At 65.1% G+C, this 24051-nt stretch carries 24 protein-coding genes; 19 read left to right on the forward strand and 5 right to left on the reverse strand.

All coding sequences use genetic code 11. From position 1 onward, the window contains the following. Positions 1-149: 149 nt before the first annotated feature. The gene (locus FFS49_RS20315) at positions 150-824 is read right to left on the reverse strand and encodes a LysR family transcriptional regulator substrate-binding protein (RefSeq protein WP_239170777.1); all 675 of its coding nucleotides are present in this window, start codon (positions 822-824) and stop codon (positions 150-152) included. A gap of 6 nt (positions 825-830) precedes the next feature. On the opposite strand from FFS49_RS20315, the gene FFS49_RS42635 reads away from it, so the two are divergent. The 7 genes from FFS49_RS42635 to FFS49_RS20345 all read left to right on the forward strand — a co-directional run bounded on the left by FFS49_RS42635 (position 831) and on the right by FFS49_RS20345 (position 6413). Continuing rightward, complete coding sequence (locus FFS49_RS42635) at positions 831-1106, forward strand: hypothetical protein (RefSeq protein ID WP_239170778.1); 276 nt, start codon at positions 831-833, stop codon at positions 1104-1106. A 104-nt stretch (positions 1107-1210) separates the two neighbouring features. Beyond that, positions 1211-1603: a hypothetical protein gene (locus tag FFS49_RS20320; RefSeq protein ID WP_105818425.1), complete on the forward strand. Its 393-nt coding sequence runs from the start codon at positions 1211-1213 to the stop codon at positions 1601-1603. Between the two features lie 36 nt (positions 1604-1639). Next, positions 1640-2974: an MFS transporter gene (locus FFS49_RS20325; RefSeq protein ID WP_224755630.1), complete on the forward strand. Its 1335-nt coding sequence runs from the start codon at positions 1640-1642 to the stop codon at positions 2972-2974. 223 nt (positions 2975-3197) lie between these two features. Beyond that, positions 3198-4244: a polysaccharide deacetylase family protein gene (locus FFS49_RS20330; RefSeq protein WP_105818426.1), complete on the forward strand. Its 1047-nt coding sequence runs from the start codon at positions 3198-3200 to the stop codon at positions 4242-4244. A gap of 293 nt (positions 4245-4537) precedes the next feature. Beyond that, a complete protein-coding gene (locus tag FFS49_RS20335) occupies positions 4538-4738 on the forward strand; it encodes a hypothetical protein (protein WP_137910144.1) in 201 nt (66 codons plus the stop codon). A 72-nt stretch (positions 4739-4810) separates the two neighbouring features. Beyond that, positions 4811-5368, forward strand: coding sequence for an ester cyclase (locus FFS49_RS20340; RefSeq protein ID WP_105818428.1), 558 nt, complete (start codon positions 4811-4813; stop codon positions 5366-5368). Positions 5369-5489: 121 nt separating this feature from the next. Then, a complete protein-coding gene (locus FFS49_RS20345; protein WP_105818429.1) occupies positions 5490-6413 on the forward strand; it encodes a LysR family transcriptional regulator in 924 nt (307 codons plus the stop codon). Positions 6414-6751: 338 nt separating this feature from the next. Here FFS49_RS20345 and FFS49_RS20350 read toward each other — a convergent pair whose 3' ends face one another. After that, positions 6752-7024 carry a hypothetical protein gene (locus FFS49_RS20350; protein ID WP_039355209.1) on the reverse strand — a complete coding sequence of 91 codons (273 nt, stop codon included), beginning with the start codon at positions 7022-7024 and terminating at the stop codon, positions 6752-6754. A gap of 659 nt (positions 7025-7683) precedes the next feature. On the opposite strand from FFS49_RS20350, the gene FFS49_RS20355 reads away from it, so the two are divergent. From FFS49_RS20355 to FFS49_RS20375, 5 genes are all read left to right on the forward strand, one after another. After that, complete coding sequence (locus tag FFS49_RS20355) at positions 7684-8256, forward strand: hypothetical protein (protein WP_046547169.1); 573 nt, start codon at positions 7684-7686, stop codon at positions 8254-8256. A 265-nt stretch (positions 8257-8521) separates the two neighbouring features. After that, entirely contained in the window at positions 8522-9871 is a 1350-nt protein-coding gene (locus FFS49_RS20360) for a reverse transcriptase family protein (protein WP_039355207.1), read from the forward strand. 312 nt (positions 9872-10183) lie between these two features. Further along, positions 10184-10513 carry an H-NS histone family protein gene (locus tag FFS49_RS20365; protein ID WP_039355204.1) on the forward strand — a complete coding sequence of 110 codons (330 nt, stop codon included), beginning with the start codon at positions 10184-10186 and terminating at the stop codon, positions 10511-10513. A 297-nt stretch (positions 10514-10810) separates the two neighbouring features. Then, positions 10811-12058: an MFS transporter gene (locus FFS49_RS20370; protein WP_039355203.1), complete on the forward strand. Its 1248-nt coding sequence runs from the start codon at positions 10811-10813 to the stop codon at positions 12056-12058. A gap of 44 nt (positions 12059-12102) precedes the next feature. Beyond that, positions 12103-12654, forward strand: coding sequence for a DNA-binding protein (locus FFS49_RS20375; protein ID WP_171026802.1), 552 nt, complete (start codon positions 12103-12105; stop codon positions 12652-12654). 126 nt (positions 12655-12780) lie between these two features. On the opposite strand, the gene FFS49_RS20380 is transcribed toward FFS49_RS20375, so the two are convergent. From FFS49_RS20380 to FFS49_RS20390, 3 genes are all read right to left on the reverse strand, one after another. Continuing rightward, on the reverse strand, positions 12781-13890 hold the full coding sequence (locus FFS49_RS20380) for a polyamine ABC transporter substrate-binding protein (protein WP_105818523.1): 1110 nt from the start codon (positions 13888-13890) through the stop codon (positions 12781-12783). A 241-nt stretch (positions 13891-14131) separates the two neighbouring features. Beyond that, entirely contained in the window at positions 14132-14353 is a 222-nt protein-coding gene (locus tag FFS49_RS20385; RefSeq protein WP_105818431.1) for a hypothetical protein, read from the reverse strand. Positions 14354-15023: 670 nt separating this feature from the next. Next, on the reverse strand, positions 15024-15815 hold the full coding sequence (locus tag FFS49_RS20390; RefSeq protein ID WP_039355201.1) for a DNA-binding transcriptional regulator: 792 nt from the start codon (positions 15813-15815) through the stop codon (positions 15024-15026). Positions 15816-16007: 192 nt separating this feature from the next. On the opposite strand from FFS49_RS20390, the gene FFS49_RS20395 reads away from it, so the two are divergent. From FFS49_RS20395 to FFS49_RS20425, 7 genes are all read left to right on the forward strand, one after another. Then, positions 16008-17864, forward strand: coding sequence for a bifunctional 3-(3-hydroxy-phenyl)propionate/3-hydroxycinnamic acid hydroxylase (locus FFS49_RS20395; protein WP_105818432.1), 1857 nt, complete (start codon positions 16008-16010; stop codon positions 17862-17864). Between the two features lie 2 nt (positions 17865-17866). Then, a complete protein-coding gene (locus FFS49_RS20400; protein WP_105818433.1) occupies positions 17867-18826 on the forward strand; it encodes a 3-carboxyethylcatechol 2,3-dioxygenase in 960 nt (319 codons plus the stop codon). A gap of 20 nt (positions 18827-18846) precedes the next feature. Continuing rightward, entirely contained in the window at positions 18847-19650 is an 804-nt protein-coding gene (locus tag FFS49_RS20405; protein WP_105818524.1) for a fumarylacetoacetate hydrolase family protein, read from the forward strand. 13 nt (positions 19651-19663) lie between these two features. Continuing rightward, complete coding sequence (locus FFS49_RS20410; RefSeq protein WP_105818434.1) at positions 19664-20605, forward strand: acetaldehyde dehydrogenase (acetylating); 942 nt, start codon at positions 19664-19666, stop codon at positions 20603-20605. A 13-nt stretch (positions 20606-20618) separates the two neighbouring features. Beyond that, positions 20619-21638: a 4-hydroxy-2-oxovalerate aldolase gene (gene dmpG / locus FFS49_RS20415; protein WP_105818435.1), complete on the forward strand. Its 1020-nt coding sequence runs from the start codon at positions 20619-20621 to the stop codon at positions 21636-21638. 89 nt (positions 21639-21727) lie between these two features. Next, the gene (gene mhpT / locus FFS49_RS20420; RefSeq protein ID WP_137910111.1) at positions 21728-22984 is read left to right on the forward strand and encodes a 3-(3-hydroxy-phenyl)propionate transporter MhpT; all 1257 of its coding nucleotides are present in this window, start codon (positions 21728-21730) and stop codon (positions 22982-22984) included. A 69-nt stretch (positions 22985-23053) separates the two neighbouring features. After that, positions 23054-23929 (forward strand): alpha/beta fold hydrolase, encoded by an 876-nt coding sequence (locus FFS49_RS20425; RefSeq protein ID WP_105818437.1) that lies wholly within the window; start codon positions 23054-23056, stop codon positions 23927-23929. Positions 23930-24051: the final 122 nt, after the last annotated feature.

The following is a 24051-nucleotide window of genomic DNA, read 5'->3' on the forward strand; positions in this document are numbered from 1 at the left end:
AGTTCGAATCGAGACGCGTCGCCGGTTGACCGTGCGCGCGTGCCCGGATTCTGCGCGCCGTGTGCGGCGCCGGATGATCTCGGGCGCGCGGGCGAGCATGAGCGTCTGCGCCGCAACCGTTTTTGGGCGCCGGCATATTCGGGATGCCATCAGCGCTTTCTGGTGCCCGCAGGCGGCGATCGTTTCGATGTCCGTACCGAATCGTTGTCCGGCATGTCGAGGCCGGACGAGCGGATCGTGTGCGACAACGCTTCTTCAAAACGCTCCATGGCAGGCGTGAACGTCTTGCCGCGACGCCAGCGCAACGCGGCGATGCGCGACAGGCCATCGTCCGCGATCGTCGCCGCCACGATCCTCGAGCGGTGCGGAATCGCGAGCGGACTCGCGATGGTCGCGTAGTCGGCGCGCTCGACGAGCCGTATCAGCGAGTCGACATTGGCCGCCTCGACCCGCACGTTCAGCGTAACGTTTGCGCCAGCACATGCGGTGTCGATCTGCCCGCGCATGGCGAACGTCCGATTCAGCAGCGCAAGCGGATGCGTCGCCACTTCCCGCAGGCTGACGGTCTTCCGGATCTTGCGACCGGCGGATCGTTGCACCAGCGCCAGCCGTTCGATGAACAACGTTCTCTGCTCGATGTCCGCATGCGACAGATGGGAGAACGACACGCCGATGTCCAGTTCATTTTCCACCAGCCCCTGGTCGATCGCCGCAGCCGGAAGTTCCTGAACGGACACGTATAACTGCGGGTGTCGTGCGAGCAGGGCCGATATCGTCGGCATGACGAGCGATCGTGCGTACGTGTCGATCGCGCCGATGCGCAACGCGCCGTGAACTTCGCGCGAGCGGTTTCGGACATTGGCCAGCGTCACGTCGAGTTTCGACAGGATCGGCTCGACTTCCGCGAACAGATCCGCCCCCGCTTGCGTCAACAGGATCCCGCGGCCCACCCGATCGAACAACGTCACGTCGAGCAGATCCGCCAACTCGCGCAGATGCTGGGACAGTGCGGGTTGAGTGAGGTGCAGCCGAGCTGCGGCTCGCGTCACGCTGCCGGCGCGAGCGACTGCAATGAAGCTGCGCAGCAGGCGAAGATCGATCGCTGAATGCATAACGGATCCTGATGAATCAACACGCAAAACATTAATTTACATCAGGCACACCGAATCCTAACCTCCCGTCGATGCATTCTTTCAACGGAGGTGAAGAGATGCCGCATCTGATCATCGAAGCCACGCCCCACATTGCGCGCCTGCTCGATTTCCGGTCATTGATGGGCGCGTTGCACGAACAGCTCGCCGCGCAAGGACACGCGTTACTCGCCGAATTGAAGAGTCGCGTTCATACGGCCGATCAATTCCTGTCAGGCAATGACCCGACACACGAATTCATCGTCGTCAGGCTATTGCTGACGAAGCCGAGGAGCGAGCCGGTACTGAACGACATGGGGAGACTGATTCACGACGTCGTGCGAGATGCCGTCGAGCGGGTCGAACCGGCGTTCGGCTGGCAGTGCTGCGTACTCGTCTGCGATTTCAGCGGTGCGCCTTACATCAAGACGGTCCGTGACGGCACCCGCTCCGACACCGGCGCGTCTGCATGACGCGGCGCGCGTCGACAATAATTCATGGAGACAGCAATGGACATCACGCGCAGCACCGGGTGCGATACGCCCGACGAACGAAAGGCAATGCCGGCAGACAGGTCGCCGGAGTATCTCGACGCACTGTATCGGCGCATCGGTTGGAAGCTGATGCCGCTGCTTCTGGTGGCACAGGTTCTTGCATATCTCGACCGGGTCAACGTCGGGGCCGCGAAACTGCAGATGGCGGGCGAGCTCGGATTGAGCGACACCGTCTACGGTCTCGGCGCCGGTTTATTCTTCATCGGCTACTTTTTGTTCGAAGTGCCGAGCAACCTTCTGCTGCATCGGGTGGGTGCGCGCGTGTGGATCGCCCGCATCATGGTGACCTGGGGCATCGTCTCGGCGGCTGCGGCATGGGTACATTCTCCCGGCACGTTCTATTTGCAGCGGCTGCTGCTCGGCGTGGCGGAGGCCGGATTTTTCCCCGGCATCGTGCTGTATCTGACCTACTGGTTTCCTGCTCACCGGCGCGGTCGGATGACGACACTGTTCATGAGCGCGACAGCGGTCGCAGGCATTGTCGGCAATACGTTGTCGGGCTGGATCATGACGCATCTCGACGGCTTCGGTGCGCTGTCCGGATGGCAATGGACGTTCGTGATCGAAGGCCTGCCGACGGTCGGCGTGGGGCTCGCGGTGCACTATCTGTTGCCGAGCCGTCCGACGGATGCGCGCTGGCTGTCGCCGGACGAGACGGACGCGGTATTGCGAAGCCTCGAGGTCGATGCGGGTCATACCGTGGATGCGCGGCGCGCACCCCGGTTGCCGGCATCGGAGATGGCGTTGCTGACGACGATCTATTTCCTGCTTCTCGTCGGTCTGTACGGGATCGGCTTCTGGCTCCCGACGCTTGTCAAGGAAACGGGGCTGACGAAACTGTCGTGGATCGGCTTTTGCAGTGCAATTCCCTATCTGATCGCGGTGCTGGTGATGAATATGGGCGCCCGTCGCGCGGACCGCGGTGGCAACTGGGCGGCCTATGTTGCGGGGGGCGCTTGCATGGCGTCGGCCGGTTTCGTCGTGAGCGCGTTGTTCAGCGGCGTTCTGCCCGCCGTGATCGCGGGGCTCTCGCTGGCCGCTGCGGGCACGCTGACGGCGCTGCCGCTGTTCTGGCACCTGCCGACCATGCGATTGACCGGCGCGGCCGCGGCGGCGGGGATCGCAACGATCAATTGTTTCGGAAACCTGGCGGGATTCGCGGGGCCGATCGTGTTCGGATGGTTGAAGGATCGCCATCACGATGCGACGGCGCCGACCTTGCTGCTGGCGCTGAGCGCCTCGGCGGCGATGGCGCTCACCGTCGCGTACCGAAGGGCATCGACGCATTGAAGCGCGGCAGGCCGAGCAGGCTTGCCGTATCCGGACGGAACACCGATTTTTTGGTCTGGATTGAAAGTCTATTCATTTCAAGGCCCATTTTCAAAGCGGGACCGATTTCCGAGAATTGGTTGTACGCGCATCAATCTGCGTGACATTCCAAACCCGTTCATTCGTCATCATGCATCGCGTTGCGGTGCGAGAGACGCGCTTGCGCGTCATGAGGAGATTGTCCATGGCAATTCAAGTCGATCATGTGGATCGTGATCCGGCCGAGCAGGCGCCCGATCAACCGGCGCGCCGTTCCTTCCTGACCAAGGCCGGAATCGGCACGGGCGCGTTCGCCGTCGGTGCGATGCTTCAATCCACCGGGGTCGGTGCGCAAACGGGCAGCACCGGATCGAAGCCGGTAGCCGCGCCCGCGCAGGGGGAATTCTGGCCGAACGGTGCACGGCTGGTCATTTCGATCTCGATGCAGTTCGAGGCGGGCGGGCAGCCGCCTAAGGGTGCCGACAATCCGTTTCCGAAAGTCGATTTCCCGGCGAGCGTTCCCGCCGATCTTGCCGCGCAAGCGTGGTTTGCGTACGGGTATCGCGAGGGAATTCCCCGAATGCTGGATCTGTGGGATCGTCATGACGTGAAGGTGACGAGTCACATGATCGGCGAGGCGGCGAAGCGGCATCCGCAGGTGGCGCGCGAAATCGTGGCGCGCGGCCACGAAGCGGCGGGTCATGGGCCGACGTGGAACTCGCAGTACGCGATGTCGCGACCGCAGGAACGCGAGTTTCTGATCCAGGCGCGATCGATGGTCGAGGACGTGACGGGCCAACGTCCGATCGGCTACAACGCGAACTGGCTGCGACGCGGGCCGAACACGCTGTCGCTGCTGCAGGAGCTGGGCTACGTCTATCACATCGATGATACGAGCCGCGACGAGCCGTTCATCGAAAAGGTCAACGGCAAGGATTTCGTCGTGATTCCGTATACGCTGCGCAACAACGACATCCTGCTGGTGGAGGGGCGGAATTACTCGCCTGAGAAATTCCTCGAACAGATCAAGTTCGATTTTGATCAGTTGTACGAGGAAGCGGGAACGCGTCGGCGCATGATGTCGATCAGCGCGCATGACCGCATCAGCGGCACGCCGCAGATGACGCGTGCATGGGATGCGTTCCTGCGTCATGCAAAGAGCCATCCCGGCGTTGTGTTCATGCGCAAGGACGACATCGCGCGGTTCGTCCTGCAAAGCCCGATTACGGTACGCGAAAGCGAGACGATCTAGCGGGTTGCGCCGGCGCCTTCGCACCGGTTCGAGCGTGCGAATGCGCTGGACGACGCTTCGCTTGTCGCCCGTCGCATCGGCGAAGGGGCTAAGGGGCGAAGGGGCGCTGATCCTGTGCACGCATCCGGATTACCTAGCGGCCAATCCGACCATTCGTGCGCTTGACGATTGACGGAAGCATCGCCTCATGGCGTTTCGCATGCCGACCACGGGCCGCGACCTGCCACTCGAGTTCGTCGAACACGGGCAAACGGTCGCGCTGACCATCGAGTCCCGCTTCCGCATCAACCACGGTGAAGCGCTCGCCGAAGCTGCCGCGCCTGGCGCGGGCCTCGCACGGTTCCCCCGAGTTTCTCGCCAGAAGCCACCTGCGCAGCGGCACGCTCGTGGCCGCCGCAGTGACGCTGATGGCGATTGCGGTGAACGCTTTCGCGTCCCGGCTTGATCGACGCGAGACGGCACAAGCGAATCGCCCCGCCCGCTTTCAAGCCTGAATGACCCAAGTCGCACCACTGTCGGATTCAATCCGTTCATCGAGCATCGAGTATTCACTCAAGGAGCACGTCATGAAAACCCGCACCTTCCTTTCCGCCGTTTCCCGCATCGCGCTGGCCGCAGCCACCTCCGCTGCCGCGTTGCCTGCCGTCGCCGCGACCGGCGACGATCTCGTGCAGCCGAAAACGCTGATCGTCGACAAGAGCCTCTCGAAGCGGCAGGCCGAGCAACAGATCCGCGCGGCACGCCTTTACGGTACCTTCTGGAGCACGGGCGACGAGGCCCAGGCCCGCGAAGCGCTGGCGGCCGATTTCACCGACCGCACCTTGCCCGCCGGTCGGCCGCAGGGCATCGCCGGGCCGTTGGCTGCATCGCAAGGCTTCCATCGCGCCGTGCCGGACGTCCACGCCGACGTCGAACAGATGATCGTCGCCGGCGACCGCGTCGTCACCCATCTGCACTTCACCGGTCATTTCACCGGCACCTTCAACGGCGTGCAGGGCAAGGGGCAGGCGGTCGACTTCATCGCCACGGACATCTATCGCATTCGCGACGGCAAGATCACCGACAACTGGCATCTCGAAGACAACCTGACGTTCCTGCAACAGCTCGGTGTGGTCGCCAAGTAAGCGGGCGGGGGCCGATCCTGCCGATCGGCCTTTTCCTCGCCGGTCCGCATCGCGTTACCATGCCCGGTCTTCGCGGCGCATCGCGCGGCACAATCCAACATCCCTTTCGCGCGACGCGACCATGGACAATCTCGGTGACATTCGCCTTTTCGTCGAAGCAGCAAGCCTGGGCAGTCTTTCGGCGGCCGGCAGAAAGCTCGGACTGTCCCCCGCAGCGGCGAGCGCCCGGCTCGTCAAGCTCGAGGGAGAGCTCCACATTCAGCTGTTCGAGCGTTCGACCCGCAAGCTGCGGCTCACGGATGAAGGTCGTCTGTATCTCGTACATTGCCAGCATGCGCTGCAAACGCTCGAAGATGCGCGTGCCGCGTTGCAGGCCGGGCGCGCATCGGTGAGCGGGGCGTTGCGCGTATCGGCCACCTCCGATTTCGGGCGCACCGTGCTGCGTCGATGGCTCGACGAATTCAACGAACGCCATCCGAACGTCACGCTGACGCTCGTGCTCTCGGATTCACTGTCACACTTGCTGCAGGACGATATCGATCTCGCGATCCGGTTCGGCGTGCCGGCGGACAGCTCGATGGTCGCCAAGCGCATGGCCGACAATCGCCGCGCGCTATGCGCGTCGCCGGACTACATCGCCGAGCACGGGATGCCGAACCATCCCGACGATTTGCGCGAGCATCGATGCATCGTCCTTTCTTCGGCGGCTGGCGCCGCGAACAACTGGCGTTTCGCGCGCGACGGGGAGACCGCGTCGTTCACCGCGCCGCTCGACCGTTCCCGTCAGACCAATGATGGTTCCCTTGCCCGCGAATGGGCGATCGAGGGGCGCGGGGTGGCAATGAAATCGATCTGGGACATCGGCGCCGATCTTCAGGCCGGGCGGCTCAAACTGCTCCTGCAGGAATGGCGCTGCCCGGACGTGCCGGTGAACGCGCTGTTTCAAAGAACGCTTTATATGGCGCCGCGCGTGCGTACATTGCTCGATTTCCTCGAGCAGCGGTTCTCCGAAGCTTCCGACGCGCTGGCGCCGTTTCTGCGGTAGTTTCCCGCGATCGCAGGCTTTCTGCGTTCGTCGGGGTGGCGCGTGAAGACGTTCGATTCGGCCCGCGTTCGCCGATTGAGCACGAAGGCCGTCGCGATGCGGGTCGGCGCTGTCCTTGCAGGCGCCGGAGGTGGTCGGGATGAAAAATACCCGGCAACGTTTGGCTCGTAGCGGCAAGCACGGCTGCTCGATGGATACCGGAACGGGAGTGCGGCGGGCCGCGGGCTGGGATGTCATGACGCGCAGCGCCGACACCACAGCCCGCGACGGGGCTGGATTCGGAAGTCAATCCAGCCCCGTGCTCCACGTATTGATAATCGTCGAGCGTTTAAGGTCGATTAACGAATGGCAAAGCGGGTTGCCGGCGAGCCATTCGAACAATTGTTTCCGTAGATAAACAGATTCCTGTTTTCCGAATACGCTTGGTAAATAATTGAATAAACTTCCTTCGCGCTGAACGAGTAGATGCCGTCGTTAATGGTCACCAGCAGGTTGCCGGTGGCGTCGGTTTCGATCTTGTCGATCTTGCCGGCCTTGCAAAGCGCCTGGGCGGACGCGCACGTGGAGGCGAGCATCAGTGCTGAAAACAGCACGGTTGCAATCTTCTTCATGACTTTCCTTTGATATTGAATGATTTATGCGATTTGACGACATCGGTCACGTCCGGGAAGACAGGTATGCCTTTCCGGATTGCTGATTCACAAATGCGTGGAAATCAACGGTGGCCTGACAAGGTGGAAACTTTTGCGACAAAGCACGAATGAAGCGATTCGTGCTGCGCCTCCGTATCTCGTTGATCTTTGAATCACGGTGTTGCGGCGCACAACACAGATTATTTAGTTGATTTTGAGTGCGCCAATCGTATTAATTTATCGTTAATAAAATTCGATAATTTTTGTTTGAATTTGATTTTATTGAATTATGCGGGATGTTGTTTTGTTTTTGATTGTTTCGATATTTAAATAATCGACGGCGAATATTGATTCGACGGTTGATGGTGTGGCGGGCGAAGCGCATGGGCGTTCATGTGGGATCGAGCGTTCGGGTGCGTGGTTCGCCTGGCGCGCGGACTGCGCAGCGCATATCCGTCGATACTGCAGCCGGCGCCGGCCGAATTGATTCGTGCCGCCCCGGAAAGACGCTACACTGCGCCAGTTCCCGACCACACAGGGAGCATCAGGACACCGGGCCCGCGTATTGCAAACAGGTGACGATGTAATCGCCCGCCCCCTGACACATTCGAACAAATCACGAGAGAAAGAGAGGGCCCATGCTGACACGTCTTCGTATCGGACTCGATCGCGCACGCGACCTGCGCGAAGCGGGACGTCCGTCTCCCATCCAGCCGCGGCCGCTGCCGAGCGAGCTGGTCGACCTGAGCGCGCAGCGCGCGACATGGCGCGTGGTCGTTCCCGGCCAGGCCGACTGCTACATGGCGGCGATGCCCGCCGAAACGGAGCGCTTCGTCGTGCATCTCGACGCGCAGAAGTTCTATGGCCTGTGGCTCGGCACGAGCCCGGCGTTTCCGCAACTGAATTCGCAGGACTGCGTGCCGCGCCGCGTCATGCCGCTCGACAGCAAATACGCGTCAGCCGCCGCCGCGTTCCGGGCCGGCCGCCTCGAGCCGGTGGCGCTGCCGCCGGTCGGTTACTGGCTCGAGGGAAGCGGGTACGAAGTCGCGATGAGCAACGGCATGACGCGCACCTTCTGGCTGCTCGCCAACCGTGTGCGATCGTTTCCGGTCAGCGTCGACAACGCGACGTGGGCCACGATGCTGAACAACATGGCCGGCGTCGGCGTCGCGCCGATCGCGTACCGCGAACTGTTTTCCCGGCACGCGTAGGTCGTTCGCCGCGATCCGGCGCACCCCGGCGGCGCCGGATCGCCGCCCGGTTTGACACGCCGCGTTCGCGGCCATTAAAGTCGCATCGCGGGCCGGTGGGTCAAGCACACGCCCGGAACAGGCAGCCGATGTTCCAGGACTACGGGGCTACCCCGTGGATCAGATTGACACCCCGATGCGTCGCAAGGAGCACGGTTGCGCGTTGCGCAACGCGACTCCTCGCAGCACCAGTCACGTTGGCTCATCGTCCCGCCCATCTTTCTCCATGCATTCATCCCTGCGCGATACCACCCGCACGATTGCCGAGGCGATGCTCGCCGGGCCGCCCGAGCGCGGCGGCGTCATCGCGCGTATGGCGGCCGTGCTCGGCGATGCGCAACCGTGGGTGCACGAATGTGCGGACGCCGCGCTCGCCCGTTTCGGCGCGAACTGGGACGACGTCGACATCGACGTGCTTGCGGCGGTGCTGGCCGATGCGGCCGCGTTCGTGCGCGCCTGGTATCGCGATGATCGGCCGAACGTGATCCGCGTCGTGCGGCGTCCGCCCGTCCAGCGGCCGTTGCCGGCGCCGCTCGCCGGCTGCGACGTGCCGCAATGGGCGACGCCCGGCGATCTTGCCGGCTGGCTCGGCGTGAGCGCGCCGGAGCTCGACTGGCTGTCCGACCACTGGCGCGTCGACGCGCGCAGCAGCGCCACGCCGTTGCATCACTACACGTACGTGGCGCACGACAAGCGCAGCGGCGGCAGCCGCCTCGTCGAAATTCCGAAAGGCCGGCTGCGCGAAGCGCAGCGCCGCATCCTGCACGGGCTGCTCGATCGCATCGCGCCGCACGGTGCGGTACACGGCTTTCGCAAGGGGCACGGGATCGTGTCGTTCGCCGCGCCCCATGCGGATCGCGAGGTCGTCGTCCGTTTCGATCTCGCGGATTTCTTCGTGTCGATACGCGCCGCCCGCGTGCACGCGCTGTTCGTCACGCTCGGGTATCCGGCCGAAGTCGCGCGCACGCTCACCGGGCTGTGCACCAACCGCGTGCCGTCCGCGCGGCTGCTCGCGCCGGACCTGCGCGACCGGTTCGACTGGATCGGCCGCCAGCGTTATCGCGAACGACATCTGCCGCAGGGCGCGCCGACGTCGCCGGCGCTGGCGAACCTGTGCGCGTTCCGGTTCGACATGCGGCTCGCCGCGCTCGCGCGTTCGCTCGGCGCAACCTACACGCGCTATGCCGACGATCTCGCCTTTTCCGGCGGCGGCGCGCTGGCGCGCGACGTCGAGCGGCTGCAGGTCCGCGTTGCCGCGATCGCGCTCGAAGAGGGCTTTGCGCTGCAACTGCGCAAAACCCGCGTGATGCGGCGCGGCGTGCGGCAGCAACTGGCCGGCGTGGTCGTCAATCGTCATCCGAACCTGGCGCGCGATGCGTTCGATCTCCTGAAGGCCATCCTGACCAACTGCATCCGCCACGGCCCGGCGTCGCAGAATCGCGACGCGCATCCGGATTTCCGCGCGCATCTCGCCGGGCGCGTCGCGCATGCGGCCGCGCTGAACGCGGCGCGCGGCGCGAAGCTGCGCGCGCTGTTCGACCGGATCGCGTGGGACGCCCGCGACGTCGGCCTGTAATCGGACGTATCCGCATCGACGCCTTCTGTAACACGACGCCGAGCACTGCTATCATTCGCGCCATGCCGCGCCCGTGTCAGGTGCGGCGCTTACTTGCTGCAGCCGTTCGCCGTGCCTCATACATGGCGGGCTGCGCGTTGCCGGCCGGTCTTGTCTCATTGATTGACGCGCGACGTCGTTTAGTGCGTATCGCGCAAGCCATGCCGGCTCAGGCAAACGATGCACCGATTTGACAGCCCCCATCGGTGGAACTTCGTGGTAGGTTCCGCCATCGGAGCTTTTTGCGAAAACATGCCCAAAGAGGATGAATACATGACCCAGGCCCTGCAGGAACTCGAAGCACAACTTCGGGACCTGAATATCAAGCTGTCGGATGCGAAGCAGAAGGAGAAGCAGGCCGCGCTCGCGGCATTCAAGGAACAGGTCGAGCTTTTGGGAATTTCGCAGCAGGAAGTGCTGAGCGCGCTTGGCTACATCGTCCAGCGAAAACGCAAGGCGCCTGCCAAGTACTACGATCCGACGACCGGCCGCTCATGGTCGGGCCGCGGCCCGCGCCCGAAATGGCTCGAAGGCAAGGATCTCGCCGCGCTCGCCGTCGACCGCGAGGCCAAGACCTGGTGGCCCGGAGACGACCAAGGCTGAAGCCGGCCGGGCCGCGAGGCCGCCCGGCGCCGGCCGGTCCGCTGGCGCGAACCGGCCGGTAACACTCCGCCAGCATGCTGTCTTTCATCCGGTGTCCGGCCTGACCGCGACATCACCGGCTTCGCCGCCGACACCGGATCGCTTATATTCCCCTCCCGTACATTGCCAGCGGATTCCCGCTCGACGTCCTGCAAGCGGATGCCGCCGTGCGCGCACCGCCGCCGCCGGCAGGTCTGCCGGCCCGTCGGGCACCGGCACAGGCCTTAGAATGTCGCCGGACAATCGTGGCAGGACACCATGGCAGCAAACATGAAATCTTCGTCGCTCGAGGGCCCGTCGGCCCCGCGCGTGGAGCAGGTCGGCGCGTACGCGTGGAAAGCGCTGGCCGGATCGGCGATCGGCTATGCGATGGACGGCTTCGACCTGCTGATCCTCGGCTTCATGCTGCCGGCGATCACGTCGGCGCTGCAATTGACGCCCGGGCAGGGCGGCGCGCTGGTCACGTGGACGCTGATCGGCGCCGTGGCGGGCGGCATCCTGTTCGGTGCATTGAGCGACCGTTACGGGCGGGTGCGCGTGCTGACCTGGACGATCCTGCTGTTCGCGATCTTCACCGGGTTGTGCGCGTTCGCGCAGGGCTTCGAGGATCTGCTCGTGTACCGCACCATCGCGGGCATCGGGCTGGGCGGCGAATTCGGGATCGGCATGGCGCTCGCGGCGGAAGCGTGGCCGGCGAGCAAGCGCGCACGCGTGTCGTGCTATGTCGCGCTCGGCTGGCAGGCCGGTGTGCTGCTGGCCGCGCTGCTGACGCCGTTCCTGCTGATGCACATCGGCTGGCGCGGGATGTTCCTGGTCGGCGTGCTGCCGGCAGTGCTCGCGTGGGCGATGCGCAACACGCTGCACGAGCCTGAAGCGTTCGTGCAGCGCGCAGCGCAGCCGAAGGCCAACGCATTCCGCCTGCTCGTCGCGGACGGCCGTACCGCGCGCACGAGCCTCGGCATCGTGATTCTGTGTTCGGTCCAGAACTTCGGCTACTACGGGATCATGATCTGGCTGCCGACGTTCCTGTCGAAACAGATGGGCTTCTCGCTGACGAAGTCGGGGCTGTGGACGGCGGCGACGGTCGTCGGGATGATGATCGGCGTCTGGGTGTTCGGGCAACTGGCCGACCGCATCGGGCGCAAGCCGACGTTCCTGCTGTACCAGCTCGGCGCGGTCGTGACGGTTCTCGCGTATGCGCGGCTGTCGGACCCGACCGCGATGCTGTGGGCCGGTGCGCTGATGGGCATGTTCGTCAACGGGATGGTCGGCGGCTACGGGACGCTGATGTCGGAAGGCTATCCGACGGCCGCACGCGCCACCGCGCAGAACGTGCTGTGGAACATCGGCCGCGCGGTCGGCGGCTTCGGCCCGGTCGCGGTCGGCGCGCTGGCCGCGCACTACTCGTTCCAGACGGCCATCGCGCTGCTCGCCGGCCTCTACGTGCTGGACATGGTCGCGACGCTGTTCCTGATTCCCGAACTCAAGGGCGTAGAACTCGAATGAGCGCGGCCATCGCGCGCCATCCAACGACCTCACTCATGACCACGATGCAACGGAAGAACAAGACGATCGGCGTGATGGGCTCGGGCAAGGAGCCGTGGCTCGCGTTTTCGGAGCCGCTCGGCGCCTGGCTTGCGCAGGCGGGTTTCAACCTGCTGACGGGCGGCGGGCAGGGCGTGATGCTGGCGGTCGCGCGTGCGTTCGCCGGCGTGCCGGGGCGGGCGGGCCGATCGATCGGCATCCTGCCGACGCGGGCCGATCCGCTCGCGGGCTTCGCGCCGCTCGACGGCTATCCGCATCCGTTCGTGGACGTCCCGATCCTCACGCCGCTGCCGCGCCGCGAGCCGGGCGCCGCGCCGGATACGATCAACCGCAACTACGTGAACGTGCTGAGCAGCGACCTGATCGTCGCGCTGCCGGGCGGGCACGGCACGGCCGAGGAGATCGCGCTCGCGCGGCGCTGGCGCAAGCCGCTCATCTGTTTCGGGCCGGAAGGTGCGTTTCGCGAGCTCGCGGCGGGCGCCACGTGCACGTCGTCGCTCGACGACGTGATCCGCTTTGTGGAACACGCGTTTTCGGCGGAGCTGCCGCTCCGATAATTCGCGCGGCCGGTTCGACTACTGTCGTTGCGACGCTGGCACACGATGTCACCGGTTTCGGTGCGACGACGTACCGCCGGCGCGCGCAAGCCGCCGGCGGCACGATTCGTTACCTCGGCGCGCGGTTCAGCGGCCCGTCTTCAACTGCGCCCACAGCCGGTTCTGCAGCCGGCGGATCTCGGGCGGCATCGGCTTGAGCAGCGTCATCCTGCTCAGTACTTCATCGGACGGATACACCGACGAATCGCGCGCGATTGCGGGCTTCACGTACTGGCGTGCGGCCTTGTTCGCGGTCGGATAGAACACCGCGTTGGTGATGCCGGCGTTGACCTTCGGATCCTGCACGTAGTTGATCCACTTCAGCGCGGCGTCGCGATTCGGCGCGTCCTTCGGAATCACCATCATGTCGAACCACAGCAGCCCGCCTTCCTTCGGGTTCGCGAAGCCGATCTCGTACGGGCGCTTTGCTTCGGCGGCACGACGGTGCGCGATGCCGACGTCGCCCGAATAGCCGAACGCCACGCACAGGTCGTTGTTCGCGAGATCGTTGATGTAGCCCGACGAGTTGAACTGCGTGATGTACGGGCGCACCTTCTTCAGCACGTCGTACGCCACGCGGTAGTCGGCCGGGTTCGTGCTGTTCGGATCCTTGCCCATGTACTGCAGCGTGGCCGCGAACACGTCGACGGCCTGGTCGAGGAACGACACGCCGCAACTCTTCAGCTTCGCCATGTTGGCCGGATCGAACACCAGCGCCCAGCTGTCGACCGGCGCCTTGTCGCCGAGCACCTTCTTCACGGCCTGCACGTTGTAGCCGATGCCGTCGGTGCCATACGCCCACGGCACGCCGTACTGGTTGCCCGGGTCGGCATCGGCGACCATCTTCATCAACAGCGGATCGAGGTTCGCCAGGTTCGGCAGCTTCGACTTGTCGAGCGGCTGGTAGACGCTCGCCTGGATCTGCTTGGCCATGTAGTTCGATGTCGGCACGACGATGTCGTAGCCGGAATTCCCCGACATCAGTTTTGCCTGCAGCGTGTCGTCGCTGTCGTAGTTGTCGTAGCGGACGTGGAGGCCTGTCTGCTTCTGGAAGGTCGGGATCGTGTCCGGCGCGATGTAGTCGGACCAGTTGTAGATGTTCAGTTCGCCGGCCGCGTGGGCGGTCGTGCCGGCAGCCGCGGCGGCCGACAGGATGGCGGCGGTTGCAAGGGCGCGGCGAAGCGTGCGGATTCGCATGACGTGGTTTTCCATTTCGGTGCGCGTGTCGATCCGCGAGGGGCGGGTCAAGGCGCGATGGTTCATCGGATGAAGCAGACGTGCGTGACCGCCGCCCGCGGCGAGCGAGCGTGGTGCACGTCGATCAGGAGTCCGTTTGATTTCAGGCCGGGTCGTGCGGAAACGAAGCGCGAGCCGATCTCGTCACCGGTCTGGTGACACGGCGAGTGGGTCGAACGGAATCAGGGAAAGCGGCGGGGCGCTAAGGCAGCAGCGATGCCACGTCGTCGGTATGGATCGCGAGGTATGCACGCGCGGCGACGGCGTTGTGGCGGCGAACGGAGCGGCGGGACAGGATGGTGTAGATCGACAGCGGCAGGCGAGGGCTTTGCCCGCCGCCACTGTCGTCGGGGGATGCGATCGTAGCGCGCAGGTTTCGCGCATCGCCTCGTCTCCACCGCACCAGCGGGCCACGGAATCTCACGATTACTCTCGACCGGGTTGTTGAAAGTATTGAACACCTGACGATTCGCCAGCGGCTGCCGTTCCAGGTTTCGGTCATCGCAATTGCCGCGCGGCGGCATCGGCTTCGAGACGCGAATTGAAAGCTTGGCGGACACCTGAATCGCCGAAACGTGACGCTTCCATGAATCATCAGGTAAATCGCTGTAAGGATGTCTCGGGATTTTCCCTAGGGACCGGAGGGCCGATGAGCGTGTTCGGCGCGGTGGTGATGACGGGAAAATCGCGTCGGCAACGCTGCTTCGGGTGGTCAGCAACCGCACGAAGTGATGAGAATATTCGACGGCTTGCAGCCCGGATCGCTACCGAATGATCGTCGGAAAGCCGGTTGAAAGACCTGGATTCGACACGAACGCGTTCGCGACCGAACTCGCGCAGGTCGCGATGTGGGAGCGGCAGAACGCGTAGACCTGCAAAAAGGATCGCACCTGGGGGCTTAGACCGTACCCGTACCCCGATGACAGGGAGCATCGTCAAGTGCTCGCGCCGGACGTCGATTTCGCGCCTGGCGCCGTTGCTTGATGGCATGGCCGTTTGATCCTGGGTGCAGCGTCATGCCGGTTTTCCACGTGATCTGCGACATTCCTGCGGGCTGGGATCGCGGTGGCATATCGCCCGGCCATCCATCCCGGCTAATTCCCTGGTGCATCGAGCGCGCTCGTCATCTCCTGCGCGGCGTGTTGCAGCGAAGGCAGAAAGCGTCTCACGGCGTCCGCCGGATTGATCGCGTGTTCGAGGTAGATCACGTTCAGCGCCGCCATCACTCGATCATGCGCGCTGACCGCGACGGCGAGCGAGCCGATTTTGCGTTGTTCGGTCCAGTCGCCATGGTTCGATCCGAAACCGTCGGCGCGTGTCCGCCTTACAAGATTGCGAATGAATGCATCGTCCGATGCGAGTCGCTGTTGTTGTTCTCCGCCGGCACCGGTGCGCAGCAGGTCGAGAATATCTTCGCGCTCCGCGTCCTGGCACGACGCGAAGTAGATGCGGCCCGACGCCGTCAGCAGCATCGGGAGTCGGCGCCCGACCATCGAACGATGAAATGACAGCGGGCTGAACCGATGAGTCGTCTCGCGAATGATCATCGAATCGCCGTCCGGCGTCGTCAGGTCCGACGGCCACACGATACGCTGCAGCAACGTGGCCATGATCGGCGGCGCGACCGTCGCAATGTGTTCGTCGTCGGTGAACCCTTCGCTCAGCGTGCGCACACGCAGCGTCAGTCGGAACGTGTCGTCCGACTCGCTGCGTCGCACGAATCCGCCTTCCACCAGCGTTTCCAGCAACCGCCGCACGGTCGTGCGGTGCAGCCCCGTGACTTCGCTCAGCTGCTGGCTCGTCGCGCGACCGTTCTCCAGCGCATTGAGGGCCTGCAGCACCTGCAGGCCACGCGACAATCCTCGGACATTTGCGTACTTGCTCATCGGAAAATGTATTAAAAATCAACGACGTGCATTCCTTGCACATTTGGTTGAAATTGTTGAGTGCGTATCTGCCGCTCCCTAGACTTGCCTCCATCCCGCCGCCACACGACGCGACACGGAACCCGCGACGTGCCCCGGCCGGTATCCATCGGCATACGCAGCGACCACCGAGTCGCGCGAGGAAGGAGACACATGAATCCCACACCCAGTCCAGCCGCGCATCGCGACCCGCGCGACCGGCTTTCCACCGACATCGCAATCATTGGCGCAGGCCCGGTCGGCTTGATGATCGCCAACATTCTGGGCCTTCAGGGCGTGCGTGTCACGCTGATCGAGAAGCTCGAACAGATCATCGATTACCCGCGCGCAATTGGTCTGGACGACGAAGCATTGCGCGTGTTCCAGTCGATCGGCCTGGCCGACGAACTCGTGCCGCACACGACGCCCGATCACTGGATGCGTTTCGTGACGAAGGACGGTCACTGTTTCGCATCGATCGAGCCGCGCACCGACGAATTCGGCTGGCCGCGCCGCAACGCGTTCATCCAGCCGCTCGCGGATCGCGTGCTCCACGAAGGCCTCGCGCGTTTCCCGCATGTCCAGGTGCTGTTCGGGCACAGCGTTGCATCGTTCACGCAGGACGCCGACGGCGTCAGCATCGACGTGGACGATGCGGATGGCGAACGCCGGACCGTGCGCGCAGCGTACATGGTCGGCGCGGACGGCGGCAACAGCTTCGTGCGCCGCGTGCTGAACGTGCCGTTCGAAGGGCGCACGAAGCCGAACCAGTGGATCGTCGTGGACGTGCGCAACGACCCGATCGGCTCGCCGCACATCTACATGCATTGCGATCACGAACGGCCGTACGTGTCGGCGGCGCTGCCGCACGGCATTCGCCGCTTCGAGTTCATGGTGATGCCGGGCGAGACCGAGGAAGAACTGTCGAAACCCGAAAACATGGCTGCGCTGATCCGCAAGGTGGTCGCGGATCCGGATGCGGTCGACTACATCCGCAAGCGCGTCTATACGCACAATGCGCGTCTCGCGTCGACGTTTCACGTGGGCCGCGTCCTGCTCGCCGGAGACGCCGCGCACATCATGCCGGTGTGGCAGGGGCAGGGTTACAACAGCGGAATCCGCGACGCGAACAATCTCGGCTGGAAGCTCGCGATGGTCGCGCGGGGGCTGGCAGACAGCCGCTTGCTCGAAACCTATACCGTCGAGCGTCGCGCGCATGCGCGTTCGATGATCCATCTTTCCGAAGTGGCGGGCGATATATTCGCGCCGACGACACGTTTCGGCGCGCGCTTTCGCGACACCTTCGTGCGTGCGCTGAACCTGTTCCCGATGGTGAAGCGCTACTTCGTCGAAATGCGCTTCAAGCCGATGCCGCGTTACGAGGCGGGCGCGGTACTGCTGCCCGCGCATGCATGCAGGCACGGCTGGTTTGCACGCGTGCTCGAACGATCGGGCAATTCCGCGCCGGGCCGGCTGCTTGGCCTGATGAGCGAAAAGCGCGATTCCTTGATCGGCCGGCTCGCATACGGTCGCGATCCGTTTGCCGCGTCACCGGTCGGTCGCATGTTCATCCAGCCGCGCGTGCGGCTGACCGACGGCCGCACCGTGCTGCTCGACGACGCGATCGGCACCGGTTTCGTCCTGCTGGGCTGGGGCGCGGATCCGACCTTCGGCATGACGCCGCAGGCGCGTGCGTCGTGGGCACGGCTCGGCGGCCGCTTCGTGGTTGCGAAGCCGGACGCGCAGCTCGCTTACGCCGACGACGTGCCGTCGGACGTGCTCGCGATCGGTGACGTGACGGGGCGGTTGAAGGACTGGTTCAGCCGTCTGCCGGAGTCGGTCGTGCTGCTGCGTCCCGATCGTTTCGTCGCGGGTGTATGTGCGCCGCAGCAGGTGTCCTCGGCGATTGTCGCGCTCGCGGAAAAGCTCGGCATGACGGCAGGCGCGCGGCACGAGCACGGCGACGTTGCGCCATCTTCGCCGCGCCCGGTGTGCGATCGCGATGTCCTCACACACGTGGCAGGAGCATGAGCATGCCGATTCATCTCGAATGTCTGTCCCATACGCCGCTGCACGGTTACGTCGATCCGGCGCCCGACGTGGTTGCCGAAGTCGAGCGCATCGGCCGGGCCGCGCGCGAACGTGTCGAGCGTTTCCGGCCCGACCTGATCGTCGTTTTCGCCCCCGATCATTTCAACGGATTCTTCTACGACATGATGCCGCCGTTCTGCATCGGCGCACGCGCCGACGCGATCGGTGATTTCAAGAGCCTGGCCGGCACGTTGCCGGTGCCGGGCGATCTCGCGCACGGGCTGGCGGAAGGCGTGCTGGCCGCCGACGTCGATGTCGCGCTGTCGTACCGGATGCAGGTCGACCACGGCTGTGCGCAGGCACTTGAAGTGCTCACCGGCGGACTCGATCGCTATCCGGTGATCCCGGTATTCATCAACTCTGTCGCGCCGCCGATGGCGACGCTGCGCCGCGCGCGTTTGCTGGGCGATGCGATCGGCCGCCATCTCGCGCGTACCGACCGCCGCGTGCTGGTGGTCGGCTCGGGCGGCATCTCGCACGAGCCGCCTGTACCGGAACTGATCGGCGCGACCGCCGAAGTGGCGGAGCGGCTGATCGCCGGTCGCCATCCGTCAGCCGAGTCGCGCGCGGCGCGCCAGGCGCGTACCGTGGCCGCCGCCCGTTCGTTTGCCGCCGGCGACAGTCCGCTGCATCCGCTCAATCCCGAATGGGATCGCGCATTCCTTGCCAGACTCGCATCCGGCGAACTGACCGCACTGGACGGCATGACCAATGACGCGATCACGCGCGACGGCGGCAAGTCCGCGCACGAGATCCGCACGTGGGTCGCCGCATTCGCCGCGCTCGCCGCATATGGCCCGTATCACGCGTCACTCGACTACTACCGCGCGATTCCCGAGTGGATCGCGGGTTTCGCCACCATGCACGCCACGTCGTCGACCGCCGTCGCGGCGGCGGCGTGACCGAACTCCAGGAGACCTCGATGTCCGATTCGAACCTTGTGACGACACTGGCCGCGCGACTGCGCGAAGCCGAGGCGTCGCGCAGCACGATCGCGCCGCTGCGCGGCGAAGCCGCCGCGGGCGGCATCCCGCTCGACGCGATGACGCTGGCCTACGCGGTGCAGCAGGCCAACGTCGACCGGCGCGTCGCGAACGGCGAGCGCATCGTCGGCCGCAAGATCGGCCTGACGTCGCTCGCGGTGCAGACCCAGCTGGGCGTCGACCAGCCCGATTTCGGTGCGTTGTTCGCGAGCATGGCTTGCGGCGACGGCGCGCCGATTTCGCTCGCGCAACTGATCCAGCCCAAGGTCGAAGCGGAGATCGCGCTCGTGCTCGATCGCGACCTCACGCTTGACAGGCACACGTTCGTCGACATCCTGCGCGCAAGCGCTTATGCGCTCGCCGCGATCGAGGTGGTGGACAGCCGCATCCGGGACTGGGACATCCGCTTCGTCGACACGGTCGCCGACAACGCATCGAGCGCGCGCTTCGTGGTCGGCAGCCGTCCGGTGCCGCTTTCGCAGCTCGATCTGACGAGCTGCGCAATGACGCTCGCCCGCGATGGCGAAGTGCTGTCGAAGGGCAGCGGCGCCGCCTGCCTCGGCAATCCACTCAACGCTGCCGTGTGGCTGGCCGACCGGATGGTGCAACTCGGCACGCCGCTGCGCGCCGGCGACGTGGTGCTGACCGGCGCGCTCGGTCCGATGGTCGCCGTCCGCGAGGCCGGCACCTATGTCGCGCAGATCGACGGGCTCGGCAGCGTCCGGGCAACTTTTACGGCTTAACTCAGGAACTCGCATGGCTTCCGAAAAACTCAAGGCTGCGATCATCGGCTCCGGCAACATCGGCACGGACCTGATGATCAAGATCCTCCGTCACGGCAGGCATCTGGAAATCGCGGCGATGGTCGGTATCGACGCGAACTCGGACGGTCTCGCGCGTGCCGCGCGACTGGGTGTCGCGACCACGCACGAAGGCGTCGAAGGGCTCACGCGTCTGCCGGTATTCGACCAGATCGATTTCGTGTTCGACGCGACGTCCGCAGGCGCGCACGTTCGCAACGCAGCGCTGCTGCGCACGCTCAAGCCGTCGATTCGCATGATCGATCTGACACCCGCCGCGATCGGCCCGTACTGCGTGCCGGTCGTCAACCTCGACGCGCACATCGACGCGCCGAACGTGAACATGGTCACGTGCGGCGGCCAGGCGACGATTCCGATCGTCGCGGCTGTGTCGCGCGTCGCGAAGGTGCACTACGCGGAGATTGTCGCGTCGATCAGCAGCAAGTCCGCGGGCCCCGGTACGCGCGCGAACATCGACGAATTCACCGAAACGACGTCGAAGGCGATCGAGGTGGTCGGCGGCGCCGCGAAGGGCAAGGCGATCATCGTGCTGAACCCGGCCGAGCCGCCGCTGATGATGCGCGACACGGTCTATACGCTGTCCGACCTCGCGTCTCGCGCGGAGATCGAGGCGTCGATCGAGGACACCGTCGCGAAGGTACACGCGTACGTGCCTGGCTATCGGCTCAAGCAGAAAGTGCAATTCGACGAGATTCCGGCGAGCGCACCGATCCGTATTCCGGGCCTGGGAACATTCAGCGGCCTGAAAACGTCGGTGTTCGTCGAAGTGGAGGGCGCCGCACACTACCTGCCTGCCTACGCGGGCAATCTCGACATCATGACTTCCGCCGCGCTCGCGACCGCCGAACGCATGGCGCAGGCGCGCGTGAGCGCGTAAGGAGCAAACGGCGATGAGCAAGAAACTGTATATCTCCGACGTGACGCTGCGCGACGGCAGTCACGCCATTCGACACCGGTATTCGATCGCGAACGTGCAGGACATCGCACGTGCGCTGGATCGTGCGAGAGTGGACAGCATCGAGGTCGCGCACGGTGACGGCCTGCAAGGGTCGAGCTTCAACTACGGCTTCGGCGCGCATACCGATCTCGAATGGATCGAGGCGGTGGCGGACGTCGTCGAACACGCGCGGATCGCGACGCTGCTCCTGCCGGGCATCGGCACGATTCACGACCTCAAGGCCGCATACGACGCCGGCGCGCGCATCGTGCGTGTCGCGACGCACTGCACCGAGGCGGATATCTCGAAGCAGCACATCGAATATGCGCGCGAACTCGGCATGGACACGGTCGGCTTCCTGATGATGAGCCACATGACGACGCCGGAGAATCTGGCCGTCGAGGCGAAGAAGATGGAAAGCTACGGCGCGACCTGCATCTACGTCGTCGATTCCGGCGGCGCGCTGACGATGTCGGACGTGCGCGATCGGTTCCGTGCGGTGAAGGCGGTGTTGAAGCCCGAAACGGAAACCGGCATGCATGCGCACCACAACCTGTCGCTCGGCGTCGCGAACTCGATCGTCGCGGTGGAAGAAGGCTGCGACCGGATCGATGCGTCGCTCGCAGGAATGGGGGCGGGCGCCGGCAATGCGCCGCTCGAAGTGTTCATCGCGGCGGCCGAGCGGATGGGCTGGAACCACGGCACCGATCTCTACACGCTCATGGATGCCGCCGACGACATCGTACGGCCGTTGCAGGACCGTCCAGTGCGCGTCGACCGCGAAACGCTCGCGCTCGGCTATGCGGGCGTGTATTCGAGCTTCCTGCGTCACTCGGAGGCGGCCGCGAAGAAGTACGACATCAGCACCGTGGACATCCTCGTCGAACTGGGCAAGCGCCGGATGGTGGGCGGCCAGGAAGACATGATCGTCGACGTCGCGCTCGATCTGAAGAAGCGTGGCGAGGCCGCATAGGAACGCACGGCAGGACCGCACACGTCGCGGTCCGATACATGACAGCCGCCGGCAAGAGCGGCCTGCCTATCAATCATTGGAGACTTTGGATGAATACGTCACGAACGGAAGGCGATACCGCGCGACATGGACGCACGGGACACGCGACGATCATGTTGTGCCTCGCGATTGCGTTGCTCGAAGGGCTGGACCTGCAATCGGCGGGGGTGGCCGGCCCGCGCATGGCGAAGGAATTTTCGCTCGCCGTCGCGCAGATGGGCTGGGCGTTCAGCGCGGGCGCGCTCGGCCTGCTGCCGGGTGCCGCGCTCGGCGGCCGGCTGGCCGACCGGTTCGGCCGCAAGCGCGTGCTGATGTGGTCGGTCGCGATGTTCGGCCTGTTCTCGCTCGCGACGACGCAGGTCTGGAGCTTCGAGAGCCTGCTCGTTGCGCGATTGATGACGGGCTGCGGGCTCGGCGCCGCGATGCCGAACCTGATCGCGCTGTGCTCGGAGGCGGCGGGCCCGCGGCAGCGCGGCACGGCGGTCGGCGCGATGTACTGCGGGATGCCGTTCGGCGCGGCGATCGCCGCGGTGATCGGCATCGCGAGCGCAGGCGATGCGAATTGGCGTCACGTGTTTTACGTCGGCGGAGTCGGGCCGCTCGTCATGGTGCCGCTGCTCGGGATGTTCCTGCACGAGTCGCGGCAGTTCGTGGCGACCCGGTCGACCGTGGCGGCCCATGTCGCGGGCCTGCCCGGCGTGCGTGACGCGCTGTGGCGACACGGCCGCGCGCGTACGACCATCGCGCTGTGGATCAGCTATCTCGGCACGCTGGTCGTGCTGTATTTCCTGATGAACTGGCTGCCGTCGATGGTGCTGTCGCGGGGGCTGACACGCGTGCAGGCCAACGTCGTGCTGATGATGTTCAACATCGGCGGCGGTATCGGGGCCGTCGCGATCGCGACGCTGATGGACCGCTTCGGACGGCGCGGCACGGTGATCGGCATGTATGTCGGCGTCGCTGTCGCGCTGATCGCGCTGGCGAGCGCGGGTGGCGCGACGTCGATGGCGATCGGCGGCTTGCTGTGCGGGTTGTTCCTCGTCGGCGGCCAGTCGGTGCTGTATGCGCTGGCCGGCCATGCGTATCCGACCGAGGTGCGCGGCACGGACGTGGGTGCGGCCGTCGCGGTGGGGCGGCTCGGTTCGATTCTCGGGCCGCTGGTGGCAGGACAGTTGTTCGCGCTCGGTCAGAGCCCGTCGATGCTGGTGTCGGCGAGCATCCCGCTGATCGTGATCGCCGCGGTGGCGGCGTTGACGGTGGTGGGCGCGTTTGCGCGGCAGCGCACGGGCGAGCCGCAGCGCGCGTAGCGATTCGGGCGGGCTGCGCGAGCGCGGCCCGCGATCGAGATCATTCATTTTTTCGGAAAGGACATCATCATGACTGCGACGACATCACCGATCACGGAAGCGTCGACGAGCCGGTTTGCACGCGTGAAGGACGGCGACCTCGAACTGCGGATCCACTATAACGACACGGGCGCCGGACCAACCGGCGAGACGGTCGTGATGCTGCATGGTTCGGGGCCTGGCGCGAGCGGCTGGGCGAACTTCAACCGCAACGTCGAGCCGCTGGTCGCGGCAGGCTATCGCGTGATCCTGATGGACTGCCCGGGCTGGAGCAAGAGCGATCCGATCGTCTGTACGTCGTCGCGCTCGGAACTCAACGGCCGCGTGCTGAAGGGGCTGCTCGACGTGCTCGATATCGAGCGTGTGCATATTCTCGGCAACTCGATGGGCGGGCATAGCGCGGTTGCGTTCGCGCTCGGCAACCCGGAGCGTGTCGGCAAGCTGGTACTGATGGGCGGCGGCACGGGCGGGCCGAGCAACTTCGCGCCGATGCCGACCGAGGGCATCAAGCTGCTGCAGGGCCTGTATCGGGAACCGACGATCGAGAACCTGAAGCGGATGATGAACGTGTTCGTCTACGATGCGAGCGCGCTCACCGACGAGCTGATGAAGGCGCGCCTCGACAACATGCTCGCGCGGCGCGATCACCTCGAGAACTTCGTGAAGAGCCTCGCGGCCAATCCGAAGCAGTTCACCGATTACGGCCCGCGGTTGGGCGAGATCGCGGCGCCGACGCTCGTGATCTGGGGGCGCGACGATCGGTTCGTACCGATGGATACCGGCCTGCGGCTGATCGCCGGCATGCAGAACGCTCAACTGCATGTGTTCAACCGGTGCGGGCACTGGGCGCAGTGGGAGCATGCGGATGCATTCAACCGGATGGTGGTCGACTTCCTGCGGAATTGAGCGCAGCGAGGCAAGCGCCGCCTTCGAAAGGCAGTTCGTCGATCCGGGGCGTGCGCGTCGGCCGGCTCGTCACGCTGGCCTGGATTGGGATCGCAACGATCGCGCCCGGCTGCGTCCGCGGC

The sequence above is a fragment of the Burkholderia sp. 4NA327C6 genome, from assembly GCF_005502655.1.
GTDB lineage: Bacteria > Pseudomonadota > Gammaproteobacteria > Burkholderiales > Burkholderiaceae > Burkholderia > Burkholderia contaminans.